The sequence below is a fragment of the Streptomyces purpurogeneiscleroticus genome (assembly GCF_020024005.1).
GTDB classification, from domain to species: Bacteria; Actinomycetota; Actinomycetes; order Streptomycetales; family Streptomycetaceae; genus Streptomyces; species Streptomyces purpurogeneiscleroticus.
In genome coordinates this window covers 1-22,810 of the sequence record NZ_NHSG01000377.1, presented here as the reverse complement: position 1 = coordinate 22,810, position 22,810 = coordinate 1, and the positions used below count along the sequence as shown (strand labels likewise).

The window sequence follows — 22,810 nt, the reverse complement described above, 5'->3', positions numbered from 1 at the left end:
GGCTACCAGCGCGGCGGCGCCGATCAGCGCCGCGCCGATGTCGGCGAGCTGGGCCGAGACGTAGTTGGCGGCGGCGAACTGCGTGGCGGCGAAGGCGACGCCGCAGGCGAGCGCGGGCAGCCAGGTCTCGCGCAGGCCGCGCCGGCCGTCCACGAGCGCGACGAGCAGCAGGGGGACGATCAGGGCGAGCAGCGGGGTCTGGCGGCCGACGACGGAAGCGACGGAGTCCAGCGGGAGGCCGGTGACCTGGGCGAGGGTGACAACGGGGGTGCCCATGGCGCCGAACGCGACGGGGGCGGTGTTGGCGACGAGCGCGACGACCGCCGCCTTGACGGGGTCGAAGCCGAGGGCGACCAGCATGACGGCGCTGATGGCGACCGGGGCGCCGAAGCCCGCGAGCGCCTCCAGGAGGGCGCCGAAGCAGAAGGCGATGACCAGGGCCTGGATACGGGGGTCGTCGGAGAGCCGGGAGAAGGAGCGGCGGAGGACGTCGAAGTGCTGGGTGCGGACCGTCATCCGGTACACCCAGAGGGCGTTGACGACGATCCACATGATGGGAAAGAGCCCGAAGACGGCGCCCTGCACCGCGCTGGACAGCGCCTGCGGCACGGGCATCCCGGAGCCGAACCACGCGGTGAGCAGGGCGACGGCGAGACCGATGAGGCCCGCGTGGTGGGCGCGCATCCGTACGGCGCCCAGCAGGACCAGGACGGTGATCAGCGGCAGGGCCGCGACGAGCGCGGACAGGGCGAGTGAATCGGCGATCGGCTGAAGCTGCTGGACGAACACTCCGGACATGCGGGCCTCCCCGGCGGCGTGGCGGCTCCCCCTTCCTTCCGGCATGCGGAAGGCGATCTCGCAGGAGTGGAGGAATGGTCGTGTCCGCGCCAAGCCGGAGTCAATGGGCTGTCATGAACTGACCGAACGGTCCGTCATGAACTGACTGCCGATCAGGGGTGATCACGCGTCAGGAGCGGACACGGCCGGAAGGCAGAAACGAATGCGCCGCGGAAAAGGCCGGAAATGGGCGCTCGTTGGGCCTGAACGGCCCCAACGCGCGGGCGTTCAGGAGTCCGGGGAGCGGAGCACACGGAGGTGACCGCGGCGGGCGACCTCCATGGGGTCGGCCTCACGGGGGCCTGCCGCCTCGGGACCGCCGACCGTACGTTCCTGCGGACGCGCCGCTTCCCGCACCGCGTTGGCGAGTGCTTCGAGGTCGTCACCGCTCGGCTGGACCGCGCCGGGGTCGGCGGCCAGCCGGACGACCTCCCAGCCGCGCGGCGCGGTCAGGCGCTCGGAATGCTCGGCACACAGGTCGTAACAGTGGGGTTCCGCGTAGGTGGCGAGCGGGCCGAGCACAGCGGTCGAATCCGCATAGACGTACGTCAGCGTTGCGACGGCGGGACGGCCGCACGCAGTGCGCGAACAGCGACGTACAGGGCTCACGACGTTGGACGGTACCGCACTCTTGAGCGGGCCGCGACGACTCTCCACGACCTCACCCGGCCGTGTCGTCCCGGTTCGCCCGACCTGTCTGACCTGCGCACGCTCGGCCTGACCTGCGTCGAGAACCCGTTGCCGCCCGAGTGGGGGCGATGATTCCCCTCCCCACTCCAGTCAATTCGTGTCATTTCGCGGGCGTTACGCGAGCGTTCGGCGGTCACATCGGCCCGGATGAACGAACGGAACAGAACTCTGACCGATCAGTGAGCGACATGAGGCGGACGGGGCAAGAGTTCGGCCGTCTTCGGCCCGCGGCGGCTACGCTCGTGACTGATGGACAGCCCCGTACCTCCCCCGGCCGGCGCCGGGGGCAACCCCAGCCCCACGGAGCCGCGTCCGCGCCGCCGCGACCGGCACGGCCGCGGGATGCGCGGCCCGATCGCGCCGCCCCAGGTGCCGCTCTCGGTGAGCCGTGCCGACGCCTTCGTGGACCTTGTGCACGACTCCGTGGAGCGTCTGGAGCGGCGCTGGCCGCAGCTGTCGGAGGTGGAGTTCTCGGTGCGCGAGGTGCCCCGGCTGGGGCCCGGCGGGGACGAGGGGTTCGCGGCGGACGAGGACGCGGTGCCACTGGGCAGCGTGCTGCCCTCGGAGGCCGGCCGCCGGGACCGGATCGTGGTCTACCGGCGCCCGGTGGAGATCCGTACGAAGAACCGCGAGGAGCGGGCGCTTCTCGTGCACGAGGTCGTCGTCGAACAGGTCGCGGAGCTGCTGGGGCTGGCACCGGAGTCCGTCGACCCCCGGTACGGGCAGGACTGACGCCCCGTAGTACGGAGCGTCCGTACTACGGGGCGTCAGTGCTACGGGGCGTCAGTGCTTACTACGGGGACGTCAGTCCTGGCCGTCAGTCGTTCAGCACCTTCATGTTCCAGCTCGCCGTCGGGACCTCGACCGTGCCGCGGTCGTCCGGCAGGGTCTGGACGGTGAAGCTCTGGACGCCGCCGTGCGGCAGCGCGAGCGTGCGCGCCGCATAGACCGGCCCGCCACCCTTCTCCGGCTCCACAGTGAGCGCGTAGGTGCCCTTGAGGCCGTTCGGGCGCGGCGGCTCGACGGCGAGCGTGCTGCCGCCCTTGACCGTGTAGGTCTTGGAGACCGGGCTGCCGCCCTCGCTGCCCGCCGAGGCGGTGACCTTCACCCGCGCGTCCTTGCCCTTCTGCGGGGCGACGAGCGAGAGCGTGCTGCCCTTGGCGCGGTTGTCGGCCGCGGTGGCTCGGTCGCCGACCGGCTTCGTCGCGGGGATGAACGCCATCTCCTGGTCCGCGCCCTTGCCGCGGGTGACCCGCAGCGCGGCGGCGACCGGCGCCTTGGAGCCCTCGGCCGGCGTGAGGACCAGCGAGCCCGCCTCCCCCTTGGTGACGTCCTTCAGGTCGACCGCGGTGGTCATCCCGCTCTTCAGGTGCAGCGTCTCCAGACCGGCCGGCACGATCGAGCCGGTGGGCGTGGCGAGCTGCACCTTCAGGTCGGCGTCCGCGGAGCCGGGCGCGAGGGCCACCAGGCGTACGGAGGTGGCGTCGGCCGGGATGCCCGGGAGCACCAGCCCCGAGGCGCCGGAGGCCGGGTCGGCGGCGGCCTGCAGCCAGTCGCCGCCGGTCTTCTCGTCGCCGGCCTGCACGGCCGCGCCGACCCGGCCCTCACGGGCGGTGACGTGCAGCGCCACATTGTCGGTGCGGGTGCCGGAGAGCGTGGAGAGCAGTACCGGGACGCTGGAGTGCGGCGGTACCTGGATGTCCTCGCCGGACGACGCCTTCAGGGGGCCGTCCTTGCCGTACAGCTTCAGGTCGACGACGGCGGCGGTGGCGTCGGGGTTGGTGAGGTGGACGTAGTCCTGGCGGTCCGGGGAGGTGCTGGCACCGGGGAACCAGAAGTCGGTGTCCGGCGCGGTGCAGGAGGTGCCGAGCAGGCCGCGGCCGATGCCCGCGCTGACGTCGGTGGTCTGCTGGACGCTCCAGCCGGGCGCCAGGCCGCCGTCGGCGGCGCCGATGAGGGCGGGCGCGTCGGAGCTGCTGGTGGTCGCAGTGACCGGCGTGCCGGGGGCCTTCAGGGGCGCGACGGGCTTCGCGTCCGCCTTCTTCTTCGCGTCCTTCTTGCCGGCGTCGTCCGCCCGGCCGTCCGCCGCGGGCTCAAGGCCCGCGCTGCCCTTGCCGGCTCCCCGCCCCTTGGGCGTGAAGGCGGTGTACGTCGTCTCGCCGACCTCGGAGGAGGTCGGGGCCGGGCACATCAGGGCGGAGCGCTGCACGGGCAGCCTGGTGGCCTTCGAGGCGGCGGGGTCCGCGCCGTCTCCGGGCGCCGCGACCGCGGCCACACCGGTGGCGGCGGCGAGCGCGGCGACCGCGCCGATCAGGGACATGGTGGTGCGGTTCACTGCTGGTCGCTCCCGTCGCGGCGGGGCTCGCGGTACGAGCCGTCGTGCGTGGTGCCGTCGTACGACGTGCCGTCTCCATAGGGCTGCTGCTGCCCGTAGCCGTACGGGTCGTAGGCGCCGGCTCCGTATGCCTGCTGGGCGTACGGGTCGGGCTGGTACGGGTCGGCGGGCGGGTACGGCTGTCCGTACTGCGCGGCCTGGTACGGATCGGCCGGCCGGCCGCCCTGCCAGTCCTGGTACGGGGGCTGCTGCGGCATCTCGGGCACCGCCTGCTGCGGCGGCGCGCCCTGGGCGGCCGCGTAGGGGTCGGTGCCGTACGGATCGGCGGCGTACGGGGCACCGTGCGCGGCCGCGGCATACGGGTCAGCGGCGTACGGATCAGCCATCGGTTCCGCGCCGTCCCGGGCGCCGGGCACCGCCGCCTCCGGGACGGGCTTCTGCGCTGCCGCCGCCTCCTGCGCGGCGCGCAGCCTACGGGCGCGGCGGCCCTCGCCCTCGATGGGCTGCGCGGGCACCGCCGCGAGGCCCTCCTCGGGCAGGTCGTCGTCGACGTCCCGGCGGCGGCCCGGCAGGGCCATGACCACCAGCACGATGGCGAGCAGGCCCTGTGCCGTCATCCAGAGGGTGTGGGTGAGCGGGCTCTCGTGGGTGAGGTCCAGGCGGCCCCCCGTGGCGGGCAGCTCGAAGCCCTGCGCCCAGCCGTCCACCGTGACCGGCTTCAGCGGCTTGCCGTCCAGCGTGGCCTGCCAGCCCTCGTCGGCGGCGTCCGCGATGCGCAGCACCCGCCCCTCGGGCCCGGCGGGCACCTTCGTGTGCGCGTCGACCGGGTCGGCGGCGACCGCGACCGGCGCGGCGGCCGTACCGGCCTGCGGGGCGCCGCTCTTCGTACCGCTGACGATGGAGACCCGGGAGACCCGGCGGTCCACCCGCCACAGGGCGCTGCCGTCCTCCTGGCTCATCCGGGTCAGACCCGGCGTGGCGTCCAGGGTGCGGCCCATCTCGCGCGGGGCGCCGTCCTTGACCAGGACGTAGCGCACGGCGTAGCCGCCGAGCTGGTCGGTCTGGTCGGCGCCGGAGCCCGCGACCAGGTTGGCGACGATGCCGTTCAGACGGCTGTCCTCGCCGGCCTCGGCGGCGATGTCGGCGTCGCCCAGGCGCGCGCCGGAGCCGCGCACCAGGGAGTACGCGACGTGCCCGGCGTCGCCGTCCAGGACGAGGGTGCGGGGGCGGTCGGCGCTGCGGGAGTCCTCGGCGACGAACGCCGGGACCTGCTCGGGGTTGCGGCGCTCCACGGGGCCCGCGGCGCCGCCGAGCATCCAGCTGACCGCCGCCCACACCGGAGCCAGCGCGGCGGCCAGCCCGATCAGCACGGCCACCGGCTGCTTCCAGCCGAAGCCCAGGGCCAACATGCGGGTACGGATGCCTTCGACACCGACCGCGGCGGCGCACAGCAGCGCCAGGCCGTAGACCAGCGCGGGCGGCCCGGCCCAGCCGGAGCCGTTGGCCAGGCCCGCGAAGAGCAGCCCGGCCAGGCCGACGACCCAGGCGGTACGGATCGTGCGCTGCCGCTGGCCGCGCAGCAGCGCGCCCAGGGCGGCGAGCACGACGCCGAGCAGCAGGACGCTGCCGTACGCCTTGGGGCCGCCGGGGCTGAACCCGAGCAGGTCCAGCCAGGACGCGGCACCCGGCTTGTTGGCGAGCCCGGCCTCCAGGAAGAAGCGGGACGGCTCGGTCAGCAGCGACAGCGACCAGGGCGCGAGCACGACCAGCGGGGAGACGACGACGGCGAGGAAGCGCAGCGCGTACGCCACGATCATGTCGCGGTGGCCGTCCAGGTAGCGCAGGACCAGCAGGCCGATGCCGAGGAGCACGGCGATCGGCCAGACGATCGGGGTGAAGGCCGTGGTGAAGGTCAGCAGCAGCGCGTACGCCCAGGCGGCGCGGAAGCTCGGCCGTACGCCCGGCGCGAGCCGCAGCCCGCTCGCGGCGATCGCGGCGCGGGCCATCAGCGGCAGCAGGATCGCCAGGACGGCGGTGCCGATGCGGCCGCCGGCCAGCGCGCCGGTGGCGGCGGGCAGGAAGGCGTACGCCACGGCGGCCCAGGCACGCAGCAGGCGCGAGGTGACCAGCGGCCGGGAGGCGAAGTACGCGGTCAGCCCGGCCAGCGGCACGGAGCAGACCAGCAGCAGGGTGACGGCGAAGCCGGTGCTGCCGAAGAAGACGCTCGCCACGAGGGCGACGACCGCGAGGTAGGGCGGCGCCGAGGCGGTGGAGCCGATGCCGACGTCGTGCCAGCTGTGGAAGTACCGCGCCCACAGGTCGGAGACGTCGCCGGGCGCGGGCAGCAGGGCGCCGCCGGTCAGCGCGCCGCCGCCGAGCAGGCCGCGGCAGGCGACGAGCGAGACCAGGAGCAGGACGACGAAGAGGACGGGCGCGGGCCGGCGGGCGATCCGCTTCAGCCGCGCGAACTGCTCGACCTCCAGGAAGTCCGCGTCGTCGCCGCCGGGTCCGGACTCCACGGCGCCGTGCCGGCCGCCGGCGGAGGCGTCGGGCGCGGCACGCCCGGCGAAGTTGCTGGCGACCTGCTCGGCGGTGGCCCGTACGGTCGCGCCGGGCGGCGGGAAGAGCGGGCGCAGCTCGCTCGCCTCGACCGCCGGCTTCCCGCGTCTGCGCCGCGCCGCCATGATCTTGCCGGGCCGCAGCAGGGTGCCGAAGAGCCCGGCGAGTTCGTCCAGCGCCTGGCCCGGCACCTTGCCGACCAGGTAGGCGAGGACGCGCAGGAAGGTGCCGAGGACGAGGCGGAGCAGAACGTACGGCAGTATCGCGCCGCGGGTGTTGGCCAGCAGGGTGTAGACGGCACCGGCCTTGTCGACGCGGTGCGGGCCCGCCACGGAGCGGCCGACGCAGTCGATGGGGCGGCGCTCGCGGGACGCCGCCTCGGCGTGCCGCAGCACCGCGTCCGGCGCGATGAGCACCTGGTGTCCGGCGGCCTGGGCGCGCCAGCACAGATCCACGTCGTCGCGCATCAGCGGCAGCCGGCGGTCGAAGCCGCCGAGCTGCTCGTAGACGTCGCGGCGGATGAGCATGCCGGCGGTGGAGACGGAGAGGACCGAGCGCACCTGGTCGTGCTGGCCCTGGTCCTGTTCGCGGCGGTCCAGGCCGGTCCAGCGGCGGCCGGAGCGGGCGATGCTGACACCGGCTTCGAGGAGCTGCCTGCGGTCGTACCAGCTGCGCAGCTTGGGGCCGACGATCACGGTGGAGGGGCTGGCGTCGGCGACGCGCAGCAGCTCGGCGAGCGCGTCGGGGGCCGGCGCGCAGTCGTCGTGCAGCAGCCAGAGCCACTGCACGGGCTCGCCGTGCGGCAGGTCCGGCATGTCGTACGCCTCGTCGTGCCAGGTCCTGGTGACCGGGTCCCAGCCGCTGGGGCGCTTGAGGTAGGGCAGGTCGTCGGGGGTGAGCACCGGCGCGGTGCGGACGGCCTCGTCGACGGCGGTGCCGAAGCCGGAGCGGCGGGCGAGGTGCAGCACCCGCTCGTCGCCGAGGGCTTCGGTCAGCAGCCGGGCGGACTCGTCCGCGCTGCCGGTGTCGGCGCCGATGACGTTCTGCACCGGGCGCTCCTGGCCGAGCAGGCCGTCGAGCGCGTCGGGCAGCCAGCGCGCGCCGTCGTGCGAGACGATCACGGCGGTGACGACATGCCGCGGGAACTGTGGCGCGGCGGCTTCGTATGAGGCGGCCTGGGCCGCCGACTGGCTGTGCACGGACATCGAGGTACGGGCCCTCCGGACCCGGGGCTGCCGTCTCCCGCGGCGGCCGGGCCGCTGCGGGGTGTGGCCCCCGGAAGACACTGCGATGGACTGCGATGGACTGCGCTGGACGCGCGCTCACCATGCGGGTGTTGGTGCGTCTCGGACGGAGCCCCACACTAATGGTTCTCGCGAGCCCGTCCGCCGGGTCCGTACGAGGTGCCCTCCTGGCTGCGGAAACAGCACTCCGCCCCCGGCATGACTGCCGGGGGCGGAGTGGGTGCTCGCCGTCTTCCGCGGTGGCGGTGCCGGTCCATCGACCGGCGTTCGTGCGCTGTGCCGACCGGGGCCGGGTGTCTGCCGCCCGGTCCGTCGCGGTCGGGCTTCAGACCGCGGCCTTCTTCAGCCGGCGCCGCTCGCGCTCGGACAGACCGCCCCAGATACCGAAGCGTTCGTCATTGGCAAGAGCATATTCAAGACATTCAGAACGGACCTCACAGGCGAGGCAGACCTTCTTCGCCTCGCGGGTGGAGCCGCCCTTTTCCGGGAAGAAGGACTCGGGATCGGTCTGTGCGCACAGCGCGCGCTCCTGCCAGCCGAGCTCCTCGTCCGCCTCCTCGACCAGCAATTCTTCGAACAGCTCGGTCATGTGCGCCCCTCGTCTGTCATTGCGTCCCCGTGATGTTGCCGTTACCGATGACGGCTGAACGACACGAGTGAAATTACAAGTGTGCCGATCCGGGCCAGTCAAGCCGAGATCTGCTATTGGGCCCCTTATTCACTCTGCGGAACCAAGGGTATGCGGTAAGTGTTCAAATCGGCAAAAACCAGGACAAACATTCGCCTCATGCATCCCGCACCCCCCTTCTTCCCCTGAAGGACTCAACGGACAGCGATCACGTTGCACTCCAGTACCAGAAGCGGGCTTGATCACATTCAGATCACGGAACCGCAACGGCGTTTGGCGGCGCAACTGATGGGCCACCTCTCCCACCCATCGGGTGCACAAACCTTTCGTCGGTCGCAGTTAACCGGATGAGGTGAAACATTTGCGACAAACACGACATCCGGTTGACACGGCCGCCAAGTACCCGCTCTCCTTGTTTCCATGCCAGTGACGCCCGCGCCCCGCCTGACCCGTTCCTACGGGTCCCGCTGTGCTGCCCAGGCTCGCTGTCGCTGTTGCAGCTGTTGACGCTTCCGAGCTCCAGCTTTTTCTCCCCGCACCACCGCTGAGTGCCGCCGGGCGCCGTACGACGCGCCGCGCCGCACCCCGTTTTCCGCGGTTTTCCGCGCAGCCCGCTCTTCTTCGAGCTCCGCTTCCGAGCTCTTCTTCTTCCGAGGAACCAGAAGTCCATGAACAGCGACAGTGACCTCCAGATCGCCGGCGACATCTTCGAGGTCAGCCATCTCCTCCAGCCCGCACGCGAGCACCCCTCGACCGTGGCCGAATTTGCCGGGCTCGCCCGTTCGATCGCCGCCGACCGCGCCCAGTGGGCGCACCTCGTCGAGTACGACGCCACCACCCGCTGGTACCACCGCCTGCGCACCGGGCCCGGCTACGAGGTCTGGCTGCTGAGCTGGCTGCCCGGCCAGGGCAGCGGCCGCCACGACCACGGCCCGTCCTCGGGCGTACTGACCGTCCTGGACGGCGAGTTGACCGAACACAGCGCGAGCGGCAGCCGTAGCCTGAAGCCCGGCGCACAGCGGGTCTTCGCGCCCGGCTACGTCCACGAGGTCACCAACGACACGCTCACGCCCGCCGTCAGCCTGCACATCTACTTCCCGGGGCTGACGGACATGCCGATGCTCCCCCAGTCTCAACTTCGTTCGACCGGGGGGACCCCCACCTCGCAGTGCTCGCCCGCTACTCACAAGGCAGCCGCCTCCTGACATCCTGGGGCCATGCGCATTGTGGTTCTCGCCGGCGGCATCGGCGGCGCCCGCTTTCTGCGGGGACTGAAGGCAGCGGCTCCGGACGCGGACATCACGGTCATCGGCAACACCGGTGACGACATCCATCTGTTCGGGCTGAAGGTCTGCCCCGACCTGGACACCGTGATGTACACGCTCGGCGGCGGCATCAACGAGGAACAGGGCTGGGGGCGTAAGGACGAGACCTTCCACGTGAAGGAGGAGCTGGCCGCCTACGGGGTCGGACCCGAGTGGTTCGGGCTCGGCGACCGGGACTTCGCCACGCACATCGTCCGGACGCAGATGATGAGCGCCGGTTACCCGCTCAGCGCGGTGACCGAGGCGCTCTGCGACCGCTGGCAGCCGGGCGTCCGGCTGCTCCCGATGACCGACGACCGGGTCGAGACCCACGTCGCCATCGAGGAGGACGGCGAGAAGAAGGCCGTGCACTTCCAGGAGTACTGGGTCCGGCTGCGCGCCTCCGTACCGGCGCAGGCCGTCGTCCCGGTCGGCGCCGAGCAGGCCAAGCCCGCGCCCGGCGTGCTGGAGGCCATCGGCGACGCCGACGTGATCCTCTTCCCGCCGTCCAACCCGGTCGTCAGCGTCGGCACGATCCTGGCGATCCCCGGCATCCGTGAGGCGATCGCGGAGGCCGGCGCGCCGGTCGTCGGCCTCTCCCCCATCGTCGGCGACGCGCCCGTGCGCGGCATGGCCGACAAGGTGCTGGCCGCGGTCGGCGTGGAGTCCACCGCCTCGGCGGTCGCCGCCCACTACGGGATGGGGCTGCTGGACGGCTGGCTGGTGGACACCGTCGACGCGGACAAGGCCGCCGAGGTGGAGGCCGCCGGCATCCGCTGCCGCGCGGTACCGCTGATGATGACCGACCTGGAGGCGACGGCGACGATGGCCCGCGAGGCGCTGACGCTGGCCGAAGAGGTACGGGCGTGACCGCCGGAGCGCAGGACGCGCCCGCGGCCTCGCGCGCCCCGCACGACGCGCCCGCCGAAGAGGCGCCCTCGTACCGCGTCTGGGCGCTGCCCGGCATCCCCGAGGTGCGCCCCGGCGACGACCTCGCCAAGCTGATCGCCGCCGCGGCCACCGGGTCCGGGATGCCGGGCCTGGCCGACGGCGACGTGCTGCTGGTCACCTCGAAGATCGTCAGCAAGGCCGAGGACCGGATCGTGCAGGCGGCGGACCGCGAGGCCGCCATCGACGGGGAGGCCGTACGGGTCGTGGCGCGGCGCGGCACGCTGCGCATCGTCGAGAACCGCAACGGCCTGGTCATGGCCGCCGCCGGGGTCGACGCCTCGAACACCCCGCAGGGCACGATCCTGCTGTTGCCCGAGGACCCCGACGCCTCGGCCCGGGCCATCCGCGCCGGGCTGCGCGAGGCGCTCGGCGTGGACGTCGGCGTGATCGTCACCGACACCTTCGGGCGGCCCTGGCGCAGCGGCCTGACCGACGTGGCCATCGGCGCGGCCGGCGTGCGGGTCCTGGAGGACCTGCGCGGCAGCACCGACAGCCACGACAATCCGCTCGGCGTCACGGTCGTCGCCACGGCCGACGAGCTGGCGAGCGCGGGCGACCTGGTCAAGGGCAAGGCGGGCGGGCTGCCGGTCGCGGTGGTCCGCGGCCTGCCGCACGCGGTGGCCTCCCCTCAGGAGGCCGCGGACGACCGCGGCGCGCGGGCGCTCGTGCGCTCCCCCGCCGACGACATGTTCCGGCTCGGTACCTCCGAGGCCGTACGGGAAGCGGTGACGCTGCGCCGGACGGTCCGGGAGTTCACCGACGACCCGGTGGACGGCGGCGCCGTACGGCGCGCGGTCGCGGCGGCCGTGACCGCGCCCGCGCCGCACCACACCACTCCGTGGCGGTTCGTCCTGCTGGAGTCCGAGGAGTCCCGGACCCGGCTGCTGGACGCGATGCGGGACGCGTGGCTCGCGGATCTGCGCGGCGACGGGAAGTCCGAGGAGTCCGTCGCGAAGCGGGTGCGGCGCGGGGACGTGCTGCGGAACGCGCCGTATCTGGCGGTGCCGTGCCTGGTCATGGACGGCGCGCACACGTACGACGGGCCGGACCCGGCGGCCAACGCGCGGCGCAACGCCGCCGAGCGGGAGATGTTCGTGGTCGCGGCGGGGGCCGGAGTGCAGAATTTTCTCGTGGCGCTGGCCGGGGAGCGGCTGGGGTCGGCCTGGGTGTCTTCGACGATGTTCTGCCGGGACGTCGTACGGGATGTGCTCGGCCTGCCGGCCGGGTGGGATCCGATGGGCGCTGTGGCCATCGGGCGTCCGGCGGGGGTGCCCAGGCCTCGCCCGGCCCGGGAGGCCGCGGACTTCGTCGTGGTGCGGTAGGCGCGGGCCGCGGGCGTTACAGCCGGGCGATGTCGCGGGGTGAGTAACGCGGGGCCCGGCGGGGCGGGACTCGGCCCGACAGGAGGAGGTACCGGGCCGCGCGGTGGCGTTGGCCCTCGTACGGGGCCAGCAGCTCCAGCATTTCCTCGTCGGTGCCGCCGCGGCGGCCCGTGAGTGCGTAGACGGCGATGCGCGGCAGGTGCAGGTCGCCGAGGGTGAGCGCGTCGGGCGCGCCGTTGGAGCGCTGCAGGACCTCCGCCGCGGTCCACGGGCCGATGCCCTGGACGAGCTGGAGGCGGTGCAGCGCGTCCGGGAGGTCCATGGCCGCCGCCTCTTCCAGGCGGCGGGCGACCCGGGCCGCGCGCACGATCGTGTCGGAGCGCTTGGCGTCGACGCCTGCGCGGTGCCACTCCCAGGACGGGATCATGGCCCAGCCGCGCGCGTCCGGCAGCACGCGCAGCCGCTCGTGCGGGCCGGGCGCGGGCTCGCCGAACCGCTGCAGGAGCAGCCGCCAGGCCCGGTACGCCTCGTCGCTGGTGACCTTCTGCTCCAGGACCGAGGGGATGAGCGACTCGATGACGAGGCCGGTGCGGGCGAGCCGCAGACCGGGGTTGCGGCGGTGTGCTTCGTGGACGATGCGGTGCCGGGCCGTGAAGGCCGACGGGTCGTCCGACTCCCCGAGGAGGGACGGGAGTTGGTCCAGCATCCAGTCCGCCCCCGGGCCCCACGCCGCGGCCTCGACGCACCCCTCGGCGGCGCGTGCCGCGATCCGGACCGTCACCGGCCCGTCGGGCGTGCGGGTGGCCCGCCAGACGGCGCCGCTCTCCACCCGGTACGCGGGATCGCCCGGTCCGCGGCCCAGCACACCCAGGGTGCGCAGGAGGTCGTACGGGCCGGGCGGGGCCCAGGTGCGGATGCGGGGCATCCGTTCAGCCTACGGGAGCCGGGCGGCACGCCGGCCGCCCGTCATCCCGTGGCAGTCGTCACTGGTCCGAGGAGAAGCGCACCGCCGCGGCCGGCAGGTCCGCGCCGCACCACACGCGGATGCCGTCGCGCAGCTCGTTGTCCGCGCCGACGGTGGCCCCGTCGCCGATGACCGCGCCGTGCAGGACCGTACGGGCGCCGATGCGGGCCCCGGCCCCGATGAGCGAGTCGTGGATCTGGGCGCCGGGCTCGACGACCGCGTCCGCCAGGACGGTGCTGCCCACGATGCGCGCGCCCGCGCCGATCCGGGCGCCGGCGGCGACGGCCGTGCCGCCGCTGAGCTTGGCGTCCGCGGCGACGTCGGCGCCGTCCAGTACGAGGTATTCGCCGCGCCGGCCGGGGACGGCCGGGGAGGGCGCGTGGCCGAGGACCAGGTCGGCGGAGCCGCGGACGAACGCCTGCGGGGTGCCCAGGTCGAGCCAGTAGGTGGAGTCGACCATGCCCTGGAGGTGGGCGCCGGACTCCAGCAGGCCGGGGAAGGTCTCGCGCTCGACGGAGACCGGGCGGCCCTGCGGGATGGCGTCGATCACGGAGCGGTTGAAGACGTAGGCGCCCGCGTTGATCTGGTCGGTGACGATCTCCTCGGGGGTCTGCGGCTTCTCCAGGAAGGCGGTGACCCGGCCGGTGCCGTCGGTGGGGACGAGGCCGTACGCGCGCGGGTCCTCGACCCGGGTGAGGTGCAGCGAGACGTCCGCGGAGGTCTCGCGGTGGGTGCGCACCAGGGCCGCGATGTCCAGGCCGGTGAGGATGTCGCCGTTGAAGATCAGTACCGGGTCGTCGGGACCCGAGTGCAACCGGTGGGCGACGTTGCGGATGGCGCCGCCGGTGCCGAGCGGCTCCTTCTCGGTGACGTATTCGAGATGAAGCCCCCATTCCGCCCCATCACCGAAATAAGGCTCAAAAACCTCGGCAAGGTAGGAAGTGGCGAGCACGATGTGCTCCACGCCCGCAGCGCGGGCCCTGGCCAGCTGATGCGTCAGGAACGGCACACCCGCGGCCGGAACCATGGGCTTGGGCGTGTGCACCGTCAGCGGACGCAGCCGGGTGCCCTTGCCGCCGACCAGAAGGATCGCTTCAGTCACCTTTTGTTCTCTGCTTCCTGCTGGGGTCGGCCGGACGGCGGACCAGTGTAGGCAGACGGTTTGCCCGCTTTGCCAGCGGGCTTACCCGCCAGTAGGCGGGGTCTTCCGGCGCCGCCCGGTCTGGGCGCCCGTGCAGGTCACGGGCGCCGACCCCGGACCCTCAGCGTCCCTGGAAGCGGGCGGAGGCGGTGCGCGCCGAGCCGAGTGTGCCGTACAGCGCGGCCCCTGGGCAGCTCGTCACATATCCGTCCCTGTGTCCGGAGATGACATTCAGCCGGACTTTGGTTCCCTTCTTGTAACGGTTGTTGCCGGCCGAGGTCAGAGTGGCTTTGCCGTTCGGATTGCGTCCGTGCAGTCCCAGCTTCCAGGCGGTCAGCTTGCCGAGCGCGTTGAGCGCGGGGGCCGACGGCCTGGCCTTGTCGAAGGTGCCGAGGACGGCGATGCCGGTGGTGTCGTTGTTGAAGCCGAGGGTGTGGGCGCCGATGACGGGCCGGGCGACGCCGCCGGCCCGGCCCTCGAAGATCGTGCCGCACTTGTCGATCAGGAAGTTGTACCCGACGTCCCGCCAGTGGTTGCTCTTGACGTGGTACCGGTAGATGCCGCGGATGATCGCCCCGGACTGGCTGCAGCTGTAGCCGTTGCCGGTGGCGCTGTGGTGCACGAAGGCCGCCTTGACGGTCTTGGTGTACCCGAACTTCGGCTCGCGGAGCTGCTCGTTGGCGCCCCAGCCGAGCCGGGTGATGATCGCCGGCCGCGGCCCGAGCTGCGGCTGCGGCGCGGGCACCTGGCCGCGCTCCTCCTCGCCGGCCGCCGCCAGGTCGGCCTGCAGCGCGTTCGCGGGGGCCGCCGGGATGGCGGTGGCGCCCGGCTGCGCGAGCCCGGCGTTGGCCTCCGCGCTGTCAGCCGCCTCCTGCCCGGCGGCGGCGTTCGGCGCAGGGTCGCGCGGCTTGGCGGGGCGGCCGGGGTCGACCAGCTCCAGGCGCATCCCGTCGGGCAGTTCGGTCACGGCCTGCCGGCCCTGCTCCGGGGCGATCCGCATCTGTACGGCGTCGGAGTCGCCCACCCACAGCGGGGCCGTGCCGCCGCGCGGCTTGTCGCCGCGGCGTTCGGGGGCGTCCAGGTCGGGCGCATCGTCGTAGTGCGTCTGCACGTCCTGCCAGGCACCCCATCGGTGGCTGCCGGTGGCGCGGGTGCGGACCTGCGGCTGGCCGTGCAGCTCGGCCCGGGCGTCGCTCCAGACGACACCGACGAGCGAGAAGGGCCGGACGACCTTGACGGGCATCCCCAGGGGCGCGGCCCTGCCGGCCCGGCCCGAGTGCCCGCCGGGCAGCACACGGTCACGGTGGCCGAGCCGGACGAGCGGCAGGGACTGGGTGCTGCCGGGAACGTCCGCCGCGGCGGCCCCGGGAGCGGCTGCTGCGGGGGCCGGGGCGGGGTTCGCTCCGGCCGGCAGCGCAAGCGGTACGACGAGGGCCGCGAAGGTCGCGGCACCGAGCGAAGTGGCAACAAAGGCACGCATGGCAGCGATCCTGTATGCAGTAGGGCAAATCCGCCATTTGGCATCTGACGCCTCATCGGCGCGGCGGAGGCTCCGGGTACGCCGTACGGCGGCGGGCGGCCCGCGTAGGCTTCCGGGGATGAACGCCACCGACCGAACCCCCGCCGACCTGCTGGGATCCGCGCTCTCCTCGGACCCGGCGCGGCCGCTCGTGACCTTCTACGACGACGCCACCGGCGAGCGCGTCGAACTGTCCGTCGCCACCTTCGCCAATTGGGTGGCCAAGACCGCCAACTACCTCCAGGACGAGCTGTCCGCCGAGCCGGGTGACCGGCTCGCGCTGCTGCTGCCGGCGCACTGGCAGACCGCCGTCTGGCTGCTGGCCTGCTCGTCCGTCGGAGTGGTCGCGGACGTCGGCGGCGACCCGGCGGCCGCGAACGTCGTCGTCAGCGGCCCGGACACCCTGGAGGCGGCGCGCGCCTGCTCCGGGGAGCGGGTGGCGCTCGCGCTGCGCCCACTGGGCGGCCGCTTCCCCGAGCCGCCGGCCGGCTTCGCCGACTACGCCGCCGAGGTGCCGGGCCAGGGCGACCGCTTCGCTCCGTACGTGCCGGTCGATCCGCACGCGCCCGCGCTCGCCGTGGACGGCCGCGAGTTCACCGGCGCGGAGATCGGGACGGCGGCCGTGGAGCTGGCGCAGCTGCCCGAGCGGCAGCGGGTGCTCTCCCCCCTGCCGTACGCGACGTGGGACGGGCTGGCGTACGGGCTGTACGCACCGCTGGCGACCGGCGGCTCGGTCGTCCTGTGCCGCAACGCCGACCGGCTCGACGAGGACGGACTGGCCCGGCGCAAGGAGGCCGAGCAGGTCACGGTGACGGCGCCCGCCGCCGCCTGAGCCCGCTGCCAGGCAGTTCGCGCCCGTCGCCCGACCGGCCCAGTCGGCGCCCTCTGCAGGCGCCGATCCGGGCCGTGCGGTCCAGGATCGTGGGGAGGTACAACCCTGCGCGGGACTCGGCCGTCTGCCCGAGTACCGGGGCCCGGACACGTCACCCGGACCGCGGCACCGAGTGAGACGGCCGTATCCCGTGCGGCCGACGCACGAGGGGTGGACGCAGCCGTGGACAACAGGCCGGAGATCCCCGAAGAACTGCAGCGCTGCAACGAACCGGCGGCCGGCGGCGGCCGGCCCCGGCGGCGGTGGCTGCGCTGGACCGCGGTGGGCGGCGGCGCCGCCGTGCTGGGCACGGCGGCCGTCGGCTGGCTGGCGTACGACAAGCTCAACGGGAACATCACGGCCGACTCCGGCACCGCGGCCCAGCTGCGCGAGTACGAGGCGGAGCGGCCGCCCGCCTCGGCGACGAACGTGCAGAACATCCTGCTGATCGGCTCGGACAACCGCGGCGGCGGCAACCGCAAGTACGGTGCCGACGACGGCACCCAGCGCTCGGACACCACGATCCTGCTGCACCTGGCGGCGGACCGGAAGAGCGCGACGGCGGTCAGCATCCCGCGCGACCTGATGGCGCAGGTGCCGCAGTGCACGAAGCCGGACGGCAGCCGCACGCAGCCGCTGTACACCCAGTTCAACTACGCCTTCGAGGCGGCAGGGCCGGCCTGCACGATCCGCACGGTCGAGCGGATGACCGGCATCCGCATCGATCACCACATGATCCTGGACTTCACCGGCTTCAAGAAGATGGTGGACGCGGTGGACGGCGTGGAGGTCTGCCTGCCGCAGGCCGTCGCCGACCAGGACGCGCATCTGAACCTCGCGGCGGGCCGCCATGTGCTCCGGGGCGAGCAGGCGCTGGGGTACGTACGGACCCGCAAGTCGCTGGGCAACGGCAGTGACACACAGCGGATCGAGCGGCAGCAGCAGTTCCTGGCGGCGCTGGTGAAGAAGGTGCAGGGCAACGGCGTACTGCTCAATCCCACGCGCCTGTACCCGCTCCTGGACGCCGCGACGAGCTCCCTCACCACTGACGAAGGGCTTGCGTCCCTGAAGGGCCTGTTCAACCTGGTGCGCAGCGTCCGCGACATCCCCACGGAAAAGATCCGCTTCCTGACCGTTCCCCGGCAGGCGTACGCGTACAACGTGAACCGGGACGAACTGGTGCAGCCGGATGCGGGCCGGCTCTTCGCGCGGCTGCGTGCCGACCGGCCGGTCCCGGTCCGCCCGGCGCCGACGGAACACACGGACACCACCGAATACGACGACCCGGCCAAGGACCCGCACATCGGACAGACGGATGCCCGTGGGGCGGGCCATTCGAACAGCGGGGACGAAGCTGACAAGCCCGGCCATCATGAATCGGCCACGCCGGGGCCCTCGACCACCTTCCGGGGAACCACAGCAGATCGGGGCATCTGCCAATAAAGCCTTCGCAAAGGGCAGATCCTGGACACGAAAGTATCGGGTGGATTGCCCAGTTGTAGGGACGTGGAATTTGTCACGGGCGTCGCTTGACGCTGAACTGGGCGGATAGTGTGAGCGATCCGGTCCGCACGACTGGCTGACCGCGCACTGCAATCCGACCGACCGAGCGCCTTGAGGGGGCAGGCGCCGCGTGGCACCGACGGAGGACTCACAGCACCGTGGACGCGCAAGGCCGTGGGCAGGCGGGGGACATGGATCCCGCCGATCAGTGGGTGTTCGACCCGAACACCGGCAACTACGAACTGCGACTGGATGCTGGCTCAAAGTCAGCCCCCAGGCAGGCGGGCCGGAGGGCCGCCGCCCCCTCGGCGACCGCTGCGGGGAGCAGCCGGAGAGAGCGGCGGCTCCAGGAGCGCGGCCGGACGGCCGGCTCCGACCGTGACTCACCGACCCGCGAGCTGCCCGCCCAGCGCAACCGCCGGGCCGGCGGCCGCGCGGGGCACCGCGCGGCAGCGGCGGCGGCACCCGCGGCGAGCACCGGCCGGCGCAAGCCCAAGCCGAAGGCAACAAAAAAGAAGAAGGCGCTGTACTGGGGCGCGGGCGTGATGGGCTTCGTCCTGGTCGCCGGCTGCACCGGCGCGTACTTCATGTACCAGCACCTGGACGGCAACATCTCCAAGGTCGACGTCGGTATCAACAACGACGCGGTCACCGAGGGCCCGGTCAACATCCTGATCATCGGGACGGACGCCCGCGAGGGGAAGGGCAACGAGGGCTACGGCGACATGGGGAGCGTCGGCCACGCCGACACCACGATCCTCATGCACGTCTCCGAGGACCGCACCAACGCCACCGCGCTCAGCATCCCGCGCGACATGGTCACCGACATCCCGGACTGCCCGACCACGATGAAGGACGGGACCAAGAAGACCATCCCGGGCGAGACGGGTGTGCGCTTCAACACCAGCCTCGGCCAGGAGGACCGGGACCCGGGCTGCACCTGGCGGACGGTCGAGAAGATGACCGGCGTGAAGATCAATCACTTCATGATGGCGGACTTCAACGCCGTCAAGGAGCTGTCCACCGCGGTGGGCGGCGTCGAGGTGTGCGCCGCCAAGGACATCGACGACCCCAAGTCGCACCTGAAGCTCAAGGCCGGCCGGCACGTCGTCCAGGGCGAGCAGGCGCTGGCGTTCGTACGGACCCGGCACACCGTCGGCTTCGGCAGTGACCTGAGCCGCATCGAGCTGCAGCAGCAGTTCCTCAGCTCGATGATCCGCAAGATGAAGTCCAGCGGCACGCTCTCCAACCCCAGCAAGCTGTGGAGCCTGAGCAACGCGGCGACCAAGGCGCTCACCGTCGACACCGGCATCGGCAGCGCGAGCAAGCTGATGGACCTGGCCAAGGACCTCAGCCGGGTGGACGTCAAGAACGTCACCTTCGCGACTGTGCCCGTTCTGGACAACCCTGAGGACCCCGCGACCGTCATATTGGACAAGGCCAAGGCCGCACCGCTCTTCAAGATGGTCCAGGCCGATCATTCTCTGACGAAGACAAAGAAGGAAAAGAGCAAGAAGAAGCCCAAGCCGGTCACCAAGGCGCCCGCCGCCGAGGTCCGGGTCGACATCTCCAACGGTGGCGGCCCGCTGGGCGCCGCCCAGGAGACCGTCGACTGGCTGCAGAACGACAAGGGTGCGCCGCTGACCACGAACGCCGGCAACGCCGGCACCGCGCTGGACACGACGCGCCTGGAGTACGCGCCCAACCAGGCCGGCCAGGCCGCGACTCTGGCCGAGTGGATGGGCCTGCCCAAGTCCGCAATGAAGCAGACGAACGGCGACGCCGGTCCCAAGGTGCCGATGAAGCTCATCCTCGGCAAGGACTTCACCGGTGCCGGGGAGCCGATAGCGGCGCCCGACAAGGCGCCCGACGGGGTCCAGAACGTCAACGCCGACGACAAGAACGTCTGCGCCAAGTAGGACCGCGCGGGACCAGCACACCAAGTGAAGAACGACCGGCCGCCCTGCCAGGCCGCCGAGCGCACCACCGGATGAAGGAAACGGGGAGGGGCAGCCGATGCGGCAGAGCAGTGTGCGTGGCGACCGATCACGTCGACACCAGCCCGACGCCCAGGAGTTGGGCTGGGACGACAGCCTGTACGAAGGCCGCAGCGGCGGGCGGGGCGGGGACGGCGGCGCGGCCGTCCCCGACGAGTCCGCGGGGCATGGCCGGCGGAAGCGCCGAAGAGGCCGCCGGGTCCTGAAGTGGACCGCCGGCATCGCCGCGCTCCTCGTCCTCGGGACGGCGGGCGCGGGGTATCTCTACTACGAGCACCTCAACGGCAACCTCCGCAAGGGCCTCCTGGACCTCGGCGACGGCGGGCTGAAGAAGCCCGAGCCCAACGCCTTCGGCCAGACCCCGATGAACATCCTGCTGCTCGGCTCGGACAGCCGGAACAGCAAGGCGAACGTCGAGCTCGGCGGCGCGAGGGCGGACGTGGGCCGCAAGCCGCTGGCGGACGTGCAGATGCTGCTGCACGTCTCCGCCGACCGCTCCAGCATGTCGGTGCTCTCGATACCGCGCGACACCCGCGTGACCATCCCCGAGTGCACCGACCCCAAGTCCGGCGAGAAGTACCCGCAGACCACCGGGCCCATCAACCAGTCGCTCCAGCACGGCGGCCCGGGCTGCACGGTCGCCACCTGGAAAGAGCTGACCGGCATCTACATCGATCACTTCATGATGATCGACTTCGCGGGTGTGGTGCAGATGGCCGACGCGGTGGGCGGCGTCCCCGTCTGCGTCGACGGGAACATCTACTCGCACGACAGCAAGGGCCACGGCAGCGGGCTGAAGCTGACGAAGGGCGAGCACAACATCAAGGGCGTACAGGCGCTCCAGTGGCTGCGCACCCGCTACGGCTTCGAGGACAACACCGACATCGGCCGGGCCAAGGCCCAGCACATGTACATGAACTCGATGATCCGTCAGCTCAAGGCGGGCACCAAGCTCACCGACCCGGCCAAGCTCCAGGCGCTGGCGGAGGCCGCCACCAAGGCGCTGACCGTGGACGAGGGCCTCGGCAGCGTGAAGAAGCTGTACGACCTCGGCGGCGACCTCAACCGGGTACCGATCAAGCGCGTCACCATGGCGACCATGCCGTGGTCCTACGGCCCCGGCGAGTCCTACGTCATCCCCAAGCCGGGCGACGCCGAGCAGGTCTTCGCGATGCTGCGCAACGACACCGCGCTGGACGGCAAGGACCGGAAAAAGAAGAAGCCCACCGCCGACCCGAAGCCCACCACGCCCAAGGAACAGCTCCAGGTCACCGTGCAGAACGGCACCAACGGCGCGATCCAGGGCCCGGTGGCCGGCCGCGCGAGCGCCATCCAGGCGCAGCTCGCCACGCTCGGCTACACGGCGGCGGGCACCGACGCCACGCTCATCGCCCAGGCCGACACCACCATCACGTACGGGGGCAAGGACGCCGAGGGCGACGCGCTGGCCGTCGCCAAGGCGCTCGGGCTGCCCAAGAGCGCGGTGAAGGAGTCCAGTTCGGCGCAGGGCATCCGGCTGGTCGTCGGCAACGACTGGCGTACCGGTACCGCGTATCCGGAGACGGCAGGCGGGAAGCAGCAGGCGGAGAAGGCCCCGGAGAGCACGGACACCCTCAACGGCGAGGACAAGAAGGCGTGCATGAAGGTGAACCCGGACTACACCTGGTGAGCATGCCGGCAGACGCAGCGGCGCCCGTATCCCCCGGGGGATACGGGCGCCGCGCTGTACGCAGGGACCGCTAGGCGGTCTCCGCCGGGGCCTTCGTCACCGCCGGGCGGCGGCTGGCGATGACCTTCCTGGCCAGCGAGCGCGGGCTGGTCAGGAAGCCCCAGCCCCACGACATGTGCATGGTCGCCAGCGCGACGGGGATCTGGACGCGCGCCTTCAGGGACAGCCCCTTGCCGGCCGGGACGGAGCCCGCCGCGATGGCCGCGAGGTAGGCGCCCGGGACGACGAAGCCCCACGGCGTCACGGCCGCGCCGACCACGAGGCCCGCGGCGATCGCGCAGACCGCGGTCGGCGGTGCCAGGTAACGGGCGTTGATCGAGCCGGAGTGGTAGCGCGCGACGACGTGCCGCCACTTGCCGTAGTCCTTGTACTGCTTGGCCAGCGCCCTGACGCTGGGCCGCGGGCGGTACCGCACCTTCAGCTCGGGCGAGAACCAGATCAGCCCGCCCGCCTCACGGATGCGGAAGTTCAGCTCCCAGTCCTGCGCGCGGATGAACTCGATGTTGTACCCGCCCTGCTGCTCCAGCGCCTCGCGCCGGAAGACGCCCAGGAAGACGGTCTCGGCGGGGCCGGCCTGGCCACCGGTGTGGAAGGCCGCGTTGCCCACCCCGATCTTCGAGGTCATGGCGGCCGCGACGGCCTCCTCCCAGGCGTTCTCGCCCTCGGCGTGCATGATGCCGCCGACGTTCTGCGCGCCGGTCTCCTCCAGGAGGCGCACGGCCGTCGCGATGTAGTTGGGCGACAGCATGCCGTGGCCGTCCACCCGCACCACGATGGGGTGCCGGGACGCCTCGATCGCGGCATTCAGCGCAGCGGGCGTACGCCCGGTCGGGTTGGGCACGGTGTGGACCCGCGGGTCCTCCCGTACCAGCTCGGCGGCGATCTCGTCGGTGCGGTCCGTGGACGGCCCGAGCGCGATCACCACCTCCATCTCACCGTCGTACTCCTGCTCCAGGATGTGGCGCACGGAGTCGCGCAGATGACGTTCCTCATTGAGCACCGGCATGATCACGGAGACTGCGGGATGCCGGCTCGGCGTGGCGTGGGTCGCGTTCATCAATGTCACGTTACCGCGAACGGGCGTACGGGACCGACGGCAGCCGAGTGGCGCGGTGGACCGGTGCGGCGTGTGATGACAGTCAGCCGATCATACGGACGTACTGTCATCTTTCCCCGTTTTCGAGGAGGTGCCCTCTATGCCCGAGCCGCCCCGCAC

17 protein-coding genes are annotated in these 22,810 nt (G+C 72.4%); 8 read left to right on the top strand and 9 right to left on the bottom strand.

Annotated elements, in window-relative coordinates:
• Nucleotides 1-789: L-lactate permease (locus CCS38_RS27240; protein ID WP_223735974.1), on the bottom strand; the 789-nt coding region annotated here is incomplete at its 3' end.
• Between the two features lie 276 nt (nucleotides 790-1,065).
• Entirely contained in the window at nucleotides 1,066-1,494 is a 429-nt protein-coding gene (locus tag CCS38_RS27235; protein ID WP_078601067.1) for a DUF3499 domain-containing protein, read from the bottom strand.
• 282 nt (nucleotides 1,495-1,776) lie between these two features.
• Between CCS38_RS27235 and CCS38_RS27230 the strand changes: the two genes are divergently transcribed.
• Complete coding sequence (locus tag CCS38_RS27230; protein ID WP_223735972.1) at nucleotides 1,777-2,259, top strand: metallopeptidase family protein; 483 nt, start codon at nucleotides 1,777-1,779, stop codon at nucleotides 2,257-2,259.
• 85 nt (nucleotides 2,260-2,344) lie between these two features.
• On the opposite strand, the gene CCS38_RS27225 is transcribed toward CCS38_RS27230, so the two are convergent.
• From CCS38_RS27225 to CCS38_RS27215, 3 genes are all read right to left on the bottom strand, one after another.
• Nucleotides 2,345-3,862 carry a DUF5719 family protein gene (locus CCS38_RS27225; RefSeq protein ID WP_223735971.1) on the bottom strand — a complete coding sequence of 506 codons (1,518 nt, stop codon included), beginning with the start codon at nucleotides 3,860-3,862 and terminating at the stop codon, nucleotides 2,345-2,347.
• On the bottom strand, nucleotides 3,859-7,626 hold the full coding sequence (locus CCS38_RS27220) for a glycosyltransferase family 2 protein (RefSeq protein ID WP_223735970.1): 3,768 nt from the start codon (nucleotides 7,624-7,626) through the stop codon (nucleotides 3,859-3,861). Before CCS38_RS27220 ends, CCS38_RS27225 begins: the two co-directional genes overlap by 4 nt.
• Before the next feature lie 364 nt (nucleotides 7,627-7,990).
• Complete coding sequence (locus tag CCS38_RS27215; RefSeq protein ID WP_030266018.1) at nucleotides 7,991-8,254, bottom strand: WhiB family transcriptional regulator; 264 nt, start codon at nucleotides 8,252-8,254, stop codon at nucleotides 7,991-7,993.
• A 707-nt stretch (nucleotides 8,255-8,961) separates the two neighbouring features.
• Here CCS38_RS27215 and CCS38_RS27210 point away from each other — a divergent pair.
• The 3 genes from CCS38_RS27210 to CCS38_RS27200 are packed head-to-tail and all read left to right on the top strand — an operon-like array spanning nucleotide 8,962 to nucleotide 11,870.
• The gene (locus CCS38_RS27210; RefSeq protein ID WP_223735969.1) at nucleotides 8,962-9,498 is read left to right on the top strand and encodes a cysteine dioxygenase; all 537 of its coding nucleotides are present in this window, start codon (nucleotides 8,962-8,964) and stop codon (nucleotides 9,496-9,498) included.
• A gap of 12 nt (nucleotides 9,499-9,510) precedes the next feature.
• Complete coding sequence (gene cofD / locus CCS38_RS27205; protein ID WP_223735968.1) at nucleotides 9,511-10,467, top strand: 2-phospho-L-lactate transferase; 957 nt, start codon at nucleotides 9,511-9,513, stop codon at nucleotides 10,465-10,467.
• Nucleotides 10,464-11,870: a coenzyme F420-0:L-glutamate ligase gene (locus CCS38_RS27200; protein WP_223735967.1), complete on the top strand. Its 1,407-nt coding sequence runs from the start codon at nucleotides 10,464-10,466 to the stop codon at nucleotides 11,868-11,870. The genes cofD and CCS38_RS27200 overlap by 4 nt, the downstream gene beginning before the upstream one ends.
• A gap of 16 nt (nucleotides 11,871-11,886) precedes the next feature.
• On the opposite strand, the gene CCS38_RS27195 is transcribed toward CCS38_RS27200, so the two are convergent.
• From CCS38_RS27195 to CCS38_RS27185, 3 genes are all read right to left on the bottom strand, one after another.
• The gene (locus CCS38_RS27195) at nucleotides 11,887-12,795 is read right to left on the bottom strand and encodes a DNA-3-methyladenine glycosylase family protein (RefSeq protein ID WP_223735966.1); all 909 of its coding nucleotides are present in this window, start codon (nucleotides 12,793-12,795) and stop codon (nucleotides 11,887-11,889) included.
• Nucleotides 12,796-12,853: 58 nt separating this feature from the next.
• Nucleotides 12,854-13,936, bottom strand: a complete 1,083-nt coding sequence (manB, locus tag CCS38_RS27190) for a mannose-1-phosphate guanylyltransferase (protein WP_223735965.1) — start codon at nucleotides 13,934-13,936, stop codon at nucleotides 12,854-12,856.
• A 160-nt stretch (nucleotides 13,937-14,096) separates the two neighbouring features.
• The gene (locus CCS38_RS27185; RefSeq protein ID WP_223735964.1) at nucleotides 14,097-15,455 is read right to left on the bottom strand and encodes a peptidoglycan recognition protein family protein; all 1,359 of its coding nucleotides are present in this window, start codon (nucleotides 15,453-15,455) and stop codon (nucleotides 14,097-14,099) included.
• Nucleotides 15,456-15,573: 118 nt separating this feature from the next.
• Here CCS38_RS27185 and CCS38_RS27180 point away from each other — a divergent pair, with 118 nt between their 5' ends.
• The 4 genes from CCS38_RS27180 (at nucleotide 15,574) to CCS38_RS27165 (ending at nucleotide 21,534) form a co-directional block, all read left to right on the top strand.
• Nucleotides 15,574-16,326 carry a TIGR03089 family protein gene (locus tag CCS38_RS27180; RefSeq protein ID WP_223735963.1) on the top strand — a complete coding sequence of 251 codons (753 nt, stop codon included), beginning with the start codon at nucleotides 15,574-15,576 and terminating at the stop codon, nucleotides 16,324-16,326.
• A 222-nt stretch (nucleotides 16,327-16,548) separates the two neighbouring features.
• A complete protein-coding gene (locus CCS38_RS27175; RefSeq protein WP_372457153.1) occupies nucleotides 16,549-17,808 on the top strand; it encodes an LCP family protein in 1,260 nt (419 codons plus the stop codon).
• A gap of 218 nt (nucleotides 17,809-18,026) precedes the next feature.
• Complete coding sequence (locus tag CCS38_RS27170; protein WP_223735962.1) at nucleotides 18,027-19,787, top strand: LCP family protein; 1,761 nt, start codon at nucleotides 18,027-18,029, stop codon at nucleotides 19,785-19,787.
• Nucleotides 19,788-19,884: 97 nt separating this feature from the next.
• Entirely contained in the window at nucleotides 19,885-21,534 is a 1,650-nt protein-coding gene (locus CCS38_RS27165; protein WP_223735961.1) for an LCP family protein, read from the top strand.
• 70 nt (nucleotides 21,535-21,604) lie between these two features.
• Here CCS38_RS27165 and CCS38_RS27160 read toward each other — a convergent pair whose 3' ends face one another.
• Nucleotides 21,605-22,651: a glycosyltransferase family 2 protein gene (locus CCS38_RS27160; protein WP_223735960.1), complete on the bottom strand. Its 1,047-nt coding sequence runs from the start codon at nucleotides 22,649-22,651 to the stop codon at nucleotides 21,605-21,607.
• Nucleotides 22,652-22,810: the final 159 nt, after the last annotated feature.